This is a genomic window from Pantoea sp. CTOTU46764 (genome assembly GCF_031974595.1).
GTDB classification, from domain to species: Bacteria; Pseudomonadota; Gammaproteobacteria; order Enterobacterales; family Enterobacteriaceae; genus Pantoea; species Pantoea trifolii.
On record NZ_DALYOQ010000009.1, the window covers coordinates 1 to 13,221 of the forward strand.

Annotated in this window: 13 protein-coding genes; 6 read left to right on the forward strand and 7 right to left on the reverse strand. The window is 53.5% G+C overall.

What is annotated here, in order from left to right; genetic code table 11:
* Positions 1–75: 75 nt before the first annotated feature.
* Both RTM06_RS05220 and RTM06_RS05225 read right to left on the reverse strand, forming a co-directional pair.
* Positions 76–1,020, reverse strand: a complete 945-nt coding sequence (locus RTM06_RS05220; RefSeq protein ID WP_312180441.1) for an ABC transporter substrate-binding protein — start codon at positions 1,018–1,020, stop codon at positions 76–78.
* 10 nt (positions 1,021–1,030) lie between these two features.
* Positions 1,031–1,795: a class II aldolase/adducin family protein gene (locus RTM06_RS05225; RefSeq protein WP_256697707.1), complete on the reverse strand. Its 765-nt coding sequence runs from the start codon at positions 1,793–1,795 to the stop codon at positions 1,031–1,033.
* A 238-nt stretch (positions 1,796–2,033) separates the two neighbouring features.
* Between RTM06_RS05225 and RTM06_RS05230 the strand changes: the two genes are divergently transcribed.
* Positions 2,034–3,638: an EAL domain-containing protein gene (locus tag RTM06_RS05230; protein ID WP_312180443.1), complete on the forward strand. Its 1,605-nt coding sequence runs from the start codon at positions 2,034–2,036 to the stop codon at positions 3,636–3,638.
* Entirely contained in the window at positions 3,613–4,572 is a 960-nt protein-coding gene (locus RTM06_RS05235; RefSeq protein ID WP_312180445.1) for a D-2-hydroxyacid dehydrogenase family protein, read from the forward strand. Before RTM06_RS05230 ends, RTM06_RS05235 begins: the two co-directional genes overlap by 26 nt.
* Here RTM06_RS05235 and RTM06_RS05240 read toward each other — a convergent pair.
* From RTM06_RS05240 to RTM06_RS05250, 3 genes are all read right to left on the reverse strand, one after another.
* Positions 4,564–5,043: a hypothetical protein gene (locus RTM06_RS05240; RefSeq protein WP_312180447.1), complete on the reverse strand. Its 480-nt coding sequence runs from the start codon at positions 5,041–5,043 to the stop codon at positions 4,564–4,566. The two genes, RTM06_RS05235 and RTM06_RS05240, sit on opposite strands and share 9 nt — an antisense overlap.
* A gap of 111 nt (positions 5,044–5,154) precedes the next feature.
* Entirely contained in the window at positions 5,155–5,625 is a 471-nt protein-coding gene (locus RTM06_RS05245; RefSeq protein WP_312180449.1) for a hypothetical protein, read from the reverse strand.
* Complete coding sequence (locus tag RTM06_RS05250; protein WP_312180451.1) at positions 5,618–6,292, reverse strand: hypothetical protein; 675 nt, start codon at positions 6,290–6,292, stop codon at positions 5,618–5,620. The genes RTM06_RS05245 and RTM06_RS05250 overlap by 8 nt, the downstream gene beginning before the upstream one ends.
* Before the next feature lie 473 nt (positions 6,293–6,765).
* Between RTM06_RS05250 and proP the strand changes: the two genes are divergently transcribed.
* From proP to RTM06_RS05265, 3 genes are all read left to right on the forward strand, one after another.
* Positions 6,766–8,271 (forward strand): glycine betaine/L-proline transporter ProP, encoded by a 1,506-nt coding sequence (proP, locus tag RTM06_RS05255; protein ID WP_256697714.1) that lies wholly within the window; start codon positions 6,766–6,768, stop codon positions 8,269–8,271.
* Positions 8,272–8,387: 116 nt separating this feature from the next.
* The gene (gene hemB / locus RTM06_RS05260) at positions 8,388–9,365 is read left to right on the forward strand and encodes a porphobilinogen synthase (RefSeq protein WP_312180454.1); all 978 of its coding nucleotides are present in this window, start codon (positions 8,388–8,390) and stop codon (positions 9,363–9,365) included.
* Positions 9,366–9,474: 109 nt separating this feature from the next.
* Positions 9,475–10,446, forward strand: coding sequence for a sensor domain-containing diguanylate cyclase (locus RTM06_RS05265; protein WP_312180456.1), 972 nt, complete (start codon positions 9,475–9,477; stop codon positions 10,444–10,446).
* Between the two features lie 30 nt (positions 10,447–10,476).
* Here the strand turns inward: RTM06_RS05265 and RTM06_RS05270 are convergent, their stop codons facing one another.
* On the reverse strand, positions 10,477–11,499 hold the full coding sequence (locus RTM06_RS05270) for an alpha/beta hydrolase (protein ID WP_312180457.1): 1,023 nt from the start codon (positions 11,497–11,499) through the stop codon (positions 10,477–10,479).
* 318 nt (positions 11,500–11,817) lie between these two features.
* Between RTM06_RS05270 and RTM06_RS05275 the strand changes: the two genes are divergently transcribed.
* Positions 11,818–12,309, forward strand: a complete 492-nt coding sequence (locus RTM06_RS05275) for a helix-turn-helix domain-containing protein (protein WP_265302757.1) — start codon at positions 11,818–11,820, stop codon at positions 12,307–12,309.
* Positions 12,310–12,420: 111 nt separating this feature from the next.
* Here the strand turns inward: RTM06_RS05275 and yfaU are convergent, their stop codons facing one another.
* Positions 12,421–13,221 carry a 2-keto-3-deoxy-L-rhamnonate aldolase gene (gene yfaU / locus RTM06_RS05280; RefSeq protein WP_256697718.1) on the reverse strand — a complete coding sequence of 267 codons (801 nt, stop codon included), beginning with the start codon at positions 13,219–13,221 and terminating at the stop codon, positions 12,421–12,423.

Genomic DNA, 13,221 nt, shown 5'->3' on the forward strand with positions numbered 1-13,221 from the left:
ACTGGAGGATCGTTCAACCGATCATTTCGGGCTTAACTGATCGGCATTACGCCATAAATGGCGACCCTACGCCGCTTATTGAAACACGCTGTTATCGGTAATTGCCTGCACATCGACTTTGTTTGGCAGGATATTCAGCTCGCTGAACAAGTCCGACACCTTCTGCACCTTCGCCACATCATCTGGCGTCACGCCACGCACGCCGTGGGAAATACGCGCAGTAATCTGCTGCGCGTCCGCCGGTTGCAGGCGCGTTAACTGCGCATAAACCTCGTTATACTGCTGCGGATGCGCCAGCGCCCATTCACGCGCTTTGGCCAAACGATGAGTGAAATCCGCAATCGCCGCGCGCTTGGCGGGATCGTCGAGCGCGCTTTGCGTGGCGGTGACAAACGACAGCGCGGTCGTCAACCCTTTGCCGTCACGCAGCAGACGCGCGCCATGCTTTTCCGCAATGCCTAAATAGGGATCGAAGGTCGCCCACGCGGCAATCTGCCCGGAGTTGAATGCGGCGCTGGCGTCGGTTGGCAACACAAAACGCACCGGCACCGTATCACGCGGCACTTTCGCCTCTTCCAGCGCCTCATACAGCAAGTGCTGCGAAATACTGCCGCGCGCCGACGAGACGACGACCTGCTTGCCGGCCAGATCCTTCACGCTTTGGATCGGCGAGTCAGCGGGCACAATCAGCCCATTCGAGCCGGCATCTCCCACATTGGTAGCGATAATCTTCAGCGGTACGCCACCCGACGCCGCCATCAGTACCGGCAAATCACCCGCGTACGAGGTGTCCACCGCACCGGCACGCTGCGCTTCAAACAGCGGTGCCGCTCCCTGGAAATTCGCCCAGCGATATTGATAAGGCGCGTCTTTCATTACATCTGCCGCTTCGATCAGCGAACGCAGATTGCGCGCCTGATCGCCCAGCACCAGCGTAACTTTACTCAAATCAGGCGCCGCCTGACTGCCAAACGCCGCGCACAGCAGCAGCGCAGAAACTACCGGTTTCAGCCATTTCATTGGGAGATTCTCAAAGTGCGTTGCGGTTGAGCTGACGGATGTAAGCATCCCAGTGCAGCTGATATTTGCGCTGGCGAATGCTGTTATCAAACGCCTGCGCGGCTTTCTCGGCAACGGCATCTGGCAGGATGATCAGATCCGCGCCGCCCGATTGTGCCGCCAGCTGGGCCTGGCAGGCGCGCTCGAGGTAATAGAGGTTGTAGAAGGCTTCTTCGATGCTGCCGCCGCTGGTTAACAGACCGTGATTGCGCAGAATCAGCGCGTTGAGATCGCCAAGATCGGCAACGATACGCTGCTGCTCGTCGAGATCCAGCGCGATACCTTCGTAATCGTGATAACCGAGGCGATTATGGAAACGGGTGCTGTGTTGCGAAATCATCAGCAGGCCGTTTCGCTGCGCCGAGACGCCAATGCCTGCGGCGGTATGAGTGTGCAACACGGCGTGCGCATCGGGACGTGCGCGGTGAATCGCACTGTGAATAACAAAACCAGCGAGGTTAATTCCCAGCCCGGTTGGGTCGTCAATAATATTGCCGTCGATGTCGATTTTCACCAGCGTTTCCGCCTGAATTTCATCGAAGGTTTGACCGAAAGCGTTGATAAGGAAATGCGGCTGATGGCCCGGTACGCGCAGGGAAAAATGGGTGTAAATATGGTCGGTCCAGCGCAGCTTCGCCGCCAGATGGTAAGCCTGTGCTAGCTTGGTGCGCGCCTGCCATTCGCCTTCGCTGATGCGCTGCCGTAACGATGTCACATCCAGGGTTTCAGTGCTCATTTCCACTCCTCATTTCAGGTCAATGTGCTTACCTAACATCGTGGCATAGCGTTTTTGCCGCTGGGAAATGCCAATAACGGCAAAACATTGTCAGTAAACGCAAAGTGAGATTGATCATTGACCTGTATCAGACCGGTTTATTCTTAAATCGCTACCCTACACAGCCCTGTGAAAATGGTATGCTGCTGACGCCGCAACCGCAGCTTATGCGCGGCGTAAACCCACCGAGGATTGTCTGGTGCCACTGAAAAAACGACATCACGATTTTGGCTGGCTCTTAATCGTCTGCGCCGGGTTGTTACCCTTGGTGCTCGGCATCCTTTGTACCGCCATCGAAGCGCGCCACACCGTCCACCAACAGCAGATTTCCACCGCCAATACCTTGCTCACTCAGGCTGAAAAGATGAGTGATAACGCATGGGATATGATCACTGAGCTACGTCAGTATCACTATCAACCTTGCGCAAAAATCGAAGATCAGCTGCAGCGCGCCGGCACGCTCAATCCCTATTTCCGATCCATTGGTATGCTGAAAGGCGGCGACATCAGCTGCTCGTCCGCCTTTGGCCTGCAACACGGCACATTAACTGAAATGATGCTGCAGCCGCCGCCGATTACCGGCAAAGCCTGGTGGAGCATCTCGGTGCGCGGCACCTACGGCGTACTGAATCGTCCCGCCGTGGTGTTTGTGCGCGAGCTCCCCGATACCAGCGGTTTTTGGGCGGTCATCGATGGCCAATATTTGATGGACTTTATGAACGCTATCGGCGGATCGCGTGGCTACCACATGAGCCTGCAATTTAGCGGCGGCGCGGTGATTGCCAGCGGACCGACTGACACGCGGCCTATGCTGTACATGAATAGTGAATCTTTTCAGGCCGACTCCAGCCGCTATCCCATCACCGTGAGTGTGACGGTTCCGGCTTCTGAGTTGCTGAAAGCCTGGCGTCAGGCACTGTTCATCTTCCTGCCGATGGCGGCGATTTTTTCGATTCTGCTGATGATTCTCACCGCTAACTGGCTGCGTCGCCGTATCTCCTGGCACGATGAGATTGGCCGCGCCATCCGCGCTCGCCAGTTCTCGGTGCACTATCAACCGGTTTACAGCAATACATTACAAGCCTGCGCCGGTGCCGAAGCCTTGCTGCGCTGGCAGCGGCCAAACGGCGACATGATTCGCCCGGATATCTTTATCAGCGCCGCTGAAGCCGAAGGCATGATTGTGCCGCTGACCCAGCATCTGCTGGAGCTGATGGCCGAAGATATTCAGAGCTGGCAGGTCGAACCCGGTTTCCACATCGGGCTGAATCTGGCGGCGGAACATCTGCAACATGCCGATTTCGTGGCAGATATCGAGCTGTTTGCTGAGCGCATCAAAGATAAACAGCTGTGTATCACGCTTGAGCTGACCGAACGTAGCCTGATTGAAGATGGTGAAATGGTGGCGCGTAAGCTGCGTCATTTGCGCGCGCAGGGCATGAAAGTCGCAATTGATGATTTCGGCACCGGCCACTGCTCGCTGACCTATCTGCTCACCTTCCCGCTGGATTATCTGAAAATCGATCGCGGCTTTATTAACGCCATCGAAGGCCTCGACGTCGAAACCCCGGTACTGGATGCGATTATTAATCTGTCTCACAAGCTGGAACTGGATGTACTCGGCGAAGGCGTAGAGACCGCAACGCAATTTGAGTACTTACGGCAGCGTGGTGTGATATTTATTCAGGGCTACTATTATGCCCGTCCGCTGGATAATGACCGGCTGCGTGCCTGGCTCAGCGAGCAAGGGCACAAGCCACTTCTCGCTGAGGAACATCATGAGCCTGAACTGCATCATTCTTGATGATTACCAGAACATCGCCCAGTCGCTTGCCGATTGGGCGTCTCTCGCCCCGCTGGTTAACACCACTTCCCTGACTGAACATGTCGCCGACCAGGATCAACTGGTTCAGCACATCGTTCACGCCGACATTCTGGTGGTGATGCGTGAACGCACGCCGCTCAGCGCCGAGCTGATTGGCCGTTTGCCTAATCTGAAAATGGTGGTCACTTCCGGCATGCGTAATGCCTCTATTGATTTAGATGCCTGCGCAGAACGCTATATCGCGGTGTGTGGCACCGCCAGCAGCAGCGCGGCACCGCTGGAACTGACGTGGGGATTGCTGCTTGGGCTGGCGCGCCATATCGTGCCTGAGAATCTGGCCCTGCGCAGCAACGGCGCGTGGCAGCACACCTTAGGCATGAGTCTGCAGGGCAAAACGCTGGGATTGCTCGGACTGGGTAAAATTGGCGGCGAGATGGCAAAAGTGGCGCAGGCATTTGGCATGCGCGTGTGTGCGTGGAGCCAGAATTTAACCGCTGAACGCGCCGCCGAGTGTGGCGTTGAGCGCTCGCCTTCGCTGGAAGCGCTGCTCAACAGCAGCGATGTGGTGTCGATTCATCTGGTGTTAAGCGAGCGCTCACGCCATTTGGTCGATGCGGCGGCGCTGGCGCAGATGAAGCCTGGCGCGCTACTGATTAATACCTCGCGAGCCGGGATTGTTGATCAACAGGCGATGATCGCTGCGCTGCAATCAGGCCAGCTAGCCGGTGCGGGGTTGGATGTGTTTGAACAGGAGCCGCTTCCTGCGGATCATCCGTTGCGTCTGCTGCCGAATGTGCTGGCGACGCCGCATCTCGGCTATGTTGCCGACAGCAATTACCGCACCTACTTTACGCAGGCGGTGGAAGATATTCAGGGATGGTTGACCGGTGCGCCGCTGCGCTCGTTACTCTAAACGGCCTGCGCGACGTTTTTCAGCAATACGCAGCGCGACTTCGAGGCTATCTTCCGCCAGCGCGCCATTCGGCAAATCGCGCTGGGCGTTAAGACGTTGATTAATGCGCTCCAGCGTCGGCGTTAACTGGCCCACTAATTGCTGATATTCATCAAGCTGCGTGATGGGTTGGCTACGTGCGATGCTGGTTTGTGTCAGCCGTTGCAGCTGACGAAAACTCTCCATCGCCTGGCTGGAGAGTAATCCGGCCTGACGCCAGCTTTTCAGGCGTTGCAGTAGTTCATCGGGTTGTTGCGCCAATAATGCCAGCTGCGCATCGGCTCGCTCGCCACAGTTAGTCCACTCAATCGAGGTACTGGAAACGGCAGCCGTACGCGGTGCCGCAGGCACAAGATTGATAAGATTCCTTGCTACACTGTCGATCATCGACAGCCAGGGATTCTTAAAAGACTGGGTGTTTTTCCTCGACATGAACACTCCACCAAAGCACGGCGGCAGAGTATTACTGAATGCTTACAAACTGGCAAGCGGTGCTCACCGCCTCACTTAATGATAAGTTTTTCTTATTTATTTGCGCAGCAATCAGGTATGGCAATAAAGCCGCGGCATGCCAGAATAATTGATTATTTGATCGCCGTTCGGGAGTTGATACATCTGATAATAATCATTGTGTGACTCTCGCGCAGAGGTGAAAAGTATCTGCACTGCAAGTGCCTCGGGCACCGTGTCATCAGCCATTACCTGCACTTTACGGGTATTCACCAACATGAAATCCCCCTGACGATGCCAGCTGCTGACAGAAACGCGGTTCAGCCGATATTGGCGATCTTGCACTATGACCGTTCCCATCAGCATTGATGAACCACTACCATCCGCTTTAAAACGAGTATGCATAACAGCATTAATCATACCCGATGGTTTTCCTTGATTATCAATGCGATATGGGACTTCACACCATTCTGGCACAGGTTCAACTGGACGAACCAATAGCACCAACGCCCAGGGAAGGATGAATGCAACAATAACAGCCAAACTCAGCAATGGTTTACGCATCCGGAAGCTCCTGAACAAACACCATCCACGATATGCACTCATTATCCTTTTGCGCGATCGGTCTGGCGCAGAGAAAAGCGCTGGTATGAACCCGGGTGCGGCTCTGATTAATATAGAGTAAGGGCGTCGTCACGCCATTCGCTAGATGAGGCTTTAACTCTTTGAAACGTTGCAGAGCATCTCTAACGATAAAAGAGTTCGCGGAAAGGCCTTCAGCGATAAAGATCTGCGTTTGCGCCTCCTGACCATAAAATTTGTATTGCGTGCCTGCATGCTTGGTTGGAGCAAACTCCTGGCGTGCCACCAGCGCCAGCACCGCATTGATCAGTAATACTGCCAACACTATTCCGCGTAACAGCCATGATTTTTTCTTCACGGCGACCGCTTTTTTAACAGGTTCAGGCTGCGGCGTGACCGGCTTTTCAACTTCAGCCGCAGGCGCTGCAACATCACTGCAGGATTCCACATCCACCTGTTCTGCCAGCACACAGCCAATCAGCGGCACCTGATGAATGACGGCGCCCGGCGCATGAGCCTGCTGCGCAAGACGGTTAATCTCGGTAATTGAATAGGTTAGCCGATCGGCAAAGGGAGTATCTGAGGGTTCGCGCTGAAACAGGACATGCAGCGCCTGATTGCGTACCAGTTTTCCTTGTGCATTTAACACGCGACGTAACACCGCACTTTGCAGTGGACTTAGCGCCACGCGTTGTGCAGGAGAATTGAGCGGATAAAACACCTGTTGATCGGCATCAAAACAGAGACTTTTGGCAAATAAAACAAAGCGCGCCATATGTAACCTGATTTCCAAAAAAACAACTTACGCAAGTATATGTAGTTTCAACAAAGGGCGCACGTTTACCACTGATTGATACGTGATTTAATCCCTTTTTTAGGCGCGTTTACGCCACAGCATTAGCTAAAAAATAGCCAGTTAATGGGGGAAACATGACAAATATCACACTAAATCGGTATACTCTGTCGCGGTAGGCAATCATTACCCCCCTAATAATTGCCCGGCAGGCTAGGGAAAAACGTTATTTCCCGGCTATGCTTTAATTTTCTCAACGCCGCGGACTGTTGGCATTTATTGAGTCCGCAGCGTTGAGAATTTTTCGAATTCCAATACAGGGTATCTGCATGAAACTACGTAGGAAGCGTGTAAAACCTATCGGGATTGATGATGTCACGATTATCGATGACTCCCGTTTACGTAAAGCCATTACCGCAGCCTCGCTGGGCAACGCGATGGAATGGTTTGATTTTGGTGTTTATGGCTTTGTGGCTTATGCGCTGGGTAAGGTGTTCTTCCCGGATGCTTCACCAAGTGTACAGATGATTGCTGCACTGGGTACGTTCTCAGTTCCGTTCCTGATTCGTCCACTCGGTGGTTTGTTCTTCGGCATGTTGGGCGACAAATATGGTCGCCAGAAAATTCTCTCTATCACCATTGTCATCATGTCGATCAGTACCTTCTGTATTGGCTTGATACCCTCTTATGCCTCCATTGGCATCTGGGCACCGATCCTGCTGCTGCTGGCAAAAATGGCGCAGGGCTTCTCGGTCGGCGGTGAATATACTGGCGCATCGATCTTCGTCGCCGAGTATTCGCCTGACCGTAAGCGCGGCTTTATGGGCAGCTGGCTCGACTTCGGTTCGATTGCGGGCTTCGTGCTGGGTGCGGGCGTTGTAGTCCTGATCTCCACCATCATCGGTGAAGAGAAGTTCCTTGAGTGGGGCTGGCGCATTCCGTTCTTCATCGCGCTGCCGCTGGGCATTATTGGCTTGTATCTGCGTCATGCGCTGGAAGAAACGCCGGCGTTCCAGCAGCACGTTGATAAACTGGAACAGGGCGACCGTGAAGGTCTGCGCGATGGCCCGAAAGTGTCGTTTAAAGAGATCGCGACCAAACACTGGAAAAGCCTGTTGGCCTGTATTGGTCTGGTGATTGCCACCAACGTGACCTACTACATGCTACTGACCTACATGCCGAGTTATCTGTCGCATAATCTGCACTACTCGGAAGATCACGGCGTGTTGATTATTATCGCCATCATGATGGGTATGCTGTTTGTGCAGCCAGTGATGGGCATGCTAAGTGACCGCTTTGGCCGTCGTCCGTTTGTCATCATCGGCAGTATCGCACTGTTTGCCTTCGCGATTCCGGCCTTCATGTTGATTAACAGCGGCGTGCTGGGTCTGATTTTTGCCGGTCTGTTGCTGATGGCCGTGATCTTAAACGCCTTTACCGGTGTAATGGCATCATCGCTACCTGCGATGTTCCCCACCCACATTCGCTACAGCGCATTGGCAAGTGCCTTCAATATTTCGGTGCTGATTGCCGGTTTAACACCGACATTCGCCGCTTATTTAGTGGAAGCCACCAACAATCTGTACATGCCGGCTTACTACCTGATGGTTGTCGCGGTGATTGGTTTGATTACCGGTATCTACATGAAAGAGACCGCCAACAAGCCGCTGCGCGGTGCCACGCCAGCCGCGTCGGACATGGATGAAGCACGTGAAATCCTGCAGGAGCATCACGACAACATCGAGCAGAAAATCGAAGATATTGATGACGAGATCGCCAAGCTTGAGGCGAAACGTAAAAACCTGGTGCAGCAGCATCCGGACATCAACGAGTAATCTTCCCCACTCCCGCCGCCCGGCGGGAGTTTTCGTTTCCGCACACAATCCTTCATGCTCAGTGCCGAAAAGGGGTAAACTATTGCCACTTTTTTAACCTGCATAAGTTGTAGAGCATGTCTGAATTTAATCTGATCCAGCGCCCAAGAAGGCTGCGTAAAAGCGCGTCAATGCGCGAAATGTTCCAGGAATCTAACCTCAGCATCAACGATCTGGCGCTGCCTATCTTCGTTGAAGAAGGCGTGGACGATTACGTGCCGATAAATGCCATGCCGGGCGTGATGCGTATTCCCGAGAAACGTTTGGCGTATGAGATCGAACGTATCGCCAAAGCGGGTATCCGTTCAGTGATGACCTTCGGCATTTCCCATCACACCGATGCCGCCGGCAGCGATGCCTGGAACGAAAACGGTTTGGTGGCCCGTATGTCGCGTATCTGCAAAGATACCGTGCCAGAAATGATCGTGATGTCTGATACCTGTTTCTGCGAATACACCAGCCACGGCCATTGCGGCGTACTGTGCGATCACGGCGTTGATAACGACCAAACGCTGATTAACCTCGGTAAGCAAGCCGTGGTGGCTGCACAAGCCGGTGCCGACTTTATCGCCCCTTCTGCCGCGATGGATGGCCAGGTGAAAGCCATCCGCCAGGCGCTCGACGCCGCCGGCTTCACCGATACCGCCATCATGTCGTATTCGACGAAGTTCGCCTCCTCCTTCTACGGCCCGTTCCGTGAAGCCGCAGGCACCGCGCTGAAAGGCGATCGTAAGACTTATCAGATGAATCCAATGAACCGCCGTGAAGCGCTGCGCGAGTCGCTGCTTGATGAAGCGGAAGGCGCAGATTCACTGATGGTGAAACCAGCGGGTGCCTACCTCGATATCCTGCGCGATATTCGCGAACGCACCACGTTGCCGCTGGCGGCGTACCAGGTGAGCGGCGAGTACGCGATGATCAAATTCGCCGCACAGGCGGGTGCCATCGACGAACGTAATGTGGTTCTGGAAAGCCTGGGCGCGATTAAACGTGCCGGCGCCGATCTCATTTTCAGCTATTTTGCCCTTGATCTCGCCGAGCAAAAAGTGCTCTGATTATCATTACGCCTGGCATCGGACATCGCATCCCGCTGCCAGGCGCTTTCAGCCTTTATGGCACCAACACCAGTGTTTCAGTCATTCCATAATTAATAAGAGTCACGCGATGAAAGCACCTGCACTGCCTGCGGACGAGTCACATCGTCTGGCCCAGTTACGTGCGCTCAACATTCTGCACACGCCGGCAGAAGAGCGTTTCGACCGATTAACCCGCCTTGCCCGTCGTTTGTTTGGCGTGCCCGTCGCGCTAGTCAGCCTGCTGGAAGAGGACCATCAGTGGTTCAAATCGGCGGCCGGTTACGCTGCTACCACCGCACCGCGCAATACCTCTTTCTGCGGCCACGCCGTGCTGCAGGATGATGTGATGGTGGTGGAGAATGCCCTCGAAGATGAACGCTTCCACGATAATCCCCTGGTAAATAACAGCGATAATCCGGTGCGTTTCTACGCCGGTTGCCCGTTGCGTACGCCTGCCGGTGCTAAAGTCGGCACGCTGTGCATTATCGATCACCATGCGCGCCAGTTCGATGCAGACGATATCCACACCCTGCGCGATTTGGCTGCGATGGCGGAAACGGAGCTGGTGGCTTTCCAGACCGCGACCTCCGATGAATTGACGCAAATCACCAATCGCCGTGGCTTTATGACGCTCGGCCAGCTGGCGCTGAATGAGTGCCAGGTGAAGCAGTTACCCGCCAGCCTGACGTTCCTCGATCTCGATCGCTTTAAAGCCATTAACGATACGCTCGGCCATCGCGAAGGCGACCGCGCGCTGATGGATTTTGCCGATGCCATGAAAGTGAGTTTCCGCCACGCGGATATCTTTGCCCGTTTGGGCGGCGATGAGTTTGTGGTGCTGTTTAACGGCTTACAGCTCGCCGATGCCGAAGGCGTGTTGGCGCGCTTTGATGGTTTCCTGCAACAGCAAACCCAGAATCTGGAGCGGCGTTACGCCCTGCACTTCTCATCGGGCATTGTTGAGTTCGATCCTGACCATCCGCAATCGCTGGAACAATTGCTGGAAGGTAGCGACGAACGGATGTACGCCGCTAAAAATGGGAAAAAGAAGCTAAGTTGATGTTGGCCGCCATTAATGGCGACCCTGCGGTTAATTGCCAGCTAAATCGGCGATTAATGTCTGATTAAACTTCTGCGGCTCTTCCATTTGCGGCGCGTGGCCCATGCCGGGGAATTCGATTAAGCGAGCGCCGGGAATCAGCTGCGCCACCTGCTTGCCCAGCACGTTGTAATGACCGAGTTTTGCTTTCACGTCCGGCGGCGCGATATCGCTGCCAATCGCCGTGGTATCGGCGGTACCGACCATTAAGGTGGTTGGCACGCGCAGATCTTTAAATTCGTAATAAACCGGCTGTGTGAAAATCATGTCGTAGATTAACGCCGAGTTCCACGCCACTTTCTTGTGACCCGGTCCGCTGTTCAGTCCGGCCAGCATATCGACCCATTTGTCATACTCCGGCTTCCACTGGCCGCTGTAATAAGTCTGCTGTTCATACTTCTTGATACCCGCCGCATCCAGCTTGAGTTCACGTTGATACCACTGATCCACCGAGCGCCACGGCGCGCCTTTGGCTTTCCAGTCTTCTAAACCGATGGGATTGACCAGCACCAGCTTCTGCGTTTGCTGTGGGTACATCAGCGCATAGCGCGTCGCCAGCATGCCGCCGGTGGAATGCCCAACAATAATGGCGTTGTCGATACCCAGCTGCTGCAACAGCTGATGGGTGTTCTGCGCCAGCTGCTGGAAAGTGTATTGATAGTTAGCGGGTTTGGTTGAGCTGCAGAAGCCAATCTGATCCGGCGCAATCACCCGATAACCTTTCTGGCTCAGCGCTTTGATGGTGTCGTCCCAGGTTGCGCCACAGAAGTTCTTGCCGTGCATCAGCACCACGGTTTTGCCGTTGGCCTGCTGCGTAGGTTTGACATCCATATAGCCCATACTCAGCGCTTGCTGCTGCGAGGTGAAATTAAAGTGCTGCAGAGGATAGGGATAGTTGAAGCCCTCCAACTGCTCGCCATACACATTGGCAGCGAGCGCCGGGGCGCTAACGCAGAGCGCGATTGATGCCAGAATAACGGCAAGTGACTGTTTTGGCTTGAAACGAAAATCCATAGCGCCATTCCTCAAGAGTGAAAACCTTCAGTCTGGCACGTTAATTCGCGTTAAGTATTGATGAAGTGTGCCGCCAAAAAAATACGCCTTTTACTATTAAGCATCACAACGCGATGAAAAATTTGAGTTAATAATAACGCCCGTTATTACGGTAAATATTCAACACCATCACAACAAGAAAACCTGTAAATTCACTAAAACCAAGACCGGTCTTGATGACAAATAACAAAATAGCTCAATAATCAGAAAACTTTACATTAATTGCAGATTGGAAAGATTAATTAAATTACACTCTGTGCGTGTTAATGGAGGACTATGATGACACAGCAAAAATACAATGAAGGGGTAATTGATTCGGTAACCGAATGGATTATGGCTAATCTGGATCAACGTTTAAGCATCGATGATATCGCACTAAAGTCCGGCTATTCTAAATGGTATTTGCAGAAACTCTTCGCCCGCTATCACAATGAAACGCTGGCACGCTACATCCGCAAAAAGAAACTGGTTCACTGTATCAATGACTTAAAAGCCAGCAACGTGCCGATTATCAGTCTGGCGGTTAAATATCATTTCGAAAGTCAGCAATCCTTTACCCGGTCGTTTAAGCATGTATTAGGCTGCACACCGCTGTATTGCCGCAAGCGCCAGCTCGATGATGAAACCAAACAAGCAATGCGAGAAAGCAACGATCCCTGCATGCTGTGTCGTCAAGCGGGTTTTGATGCCACAGAACGTGCTAAAGATATTGTTACGCCGCTAGCGCGCAACGATAGATTTCCACCCCGAATCGGTTGTGTGATGCGTTGATAACTAACCGATCTTTTATTAACGCCTTTTGACATCAACAGACTTATTCATTTCAATTACATGCTCTATTTCACCAATGAAAAACGGATGGCGTACCATCCGTTTATTCATTTAGTAATTCGATTTATTTGGCGCGATTACACGCTTTTTAAAATGCGCGAGCCGATTATCCAGCGCATCGGTATACAGCATGGTATCCACACCAACGGCAACAAAGTTTGCTCCCCAACTGATGGCGCGTTCTGCCATTTCAAGATTCACCGCCAGAAAACCGGCCGCTTTTCCTGCACTGCGGATGCGTTTAATACTGTGCTCAATCACCTTCTGCACTTCAGGATGCGCTGCATTATCGGGATAACCTAATGATGCGGATAAATCTGCCGGGCCAATAAATATCCCGTCAACGCCTTCGACTTCCAGTAACGCATCCAGATTATCAATCGCCGTTTTGCTTTCGGCCTGGATCAACAGGCACAACTCTTCATTGGCGCGTGCCATATAATTTTCCACGCGCCCCCAGCGTGCCGCCCGCGCCACGCCAGCGCCGACGCCGCGCGTACCGTAAGGCGGATAACGCGTCGCCTGCACCAGCGCTTTTGCCTGCTCGGCGCTATCGATCATCGGGACCAACAAGGTGCGCGCACCGATATCCAGCACCTGCTTAATCAGCGCGGTCTGGAATTCAATCGGACGAATCACCGGCTGGCTGCGATAAGGCGCGACCGCCTGCAATTGATGATAGAGATCCTGCACGGTATTCGGGGCGTGTTCGCCATCAATCAGTAGCCAGTCGTAGCCGCTGGTGGCAGCAATTTCGGCCAGATACGACGAGGTGCTGCTCAGCCACAAGCCTATCTGCGTTTCACCTTGGGCCAATCCGGCTTTGAAAGGATTTTTTAATGGGTCCTGCAT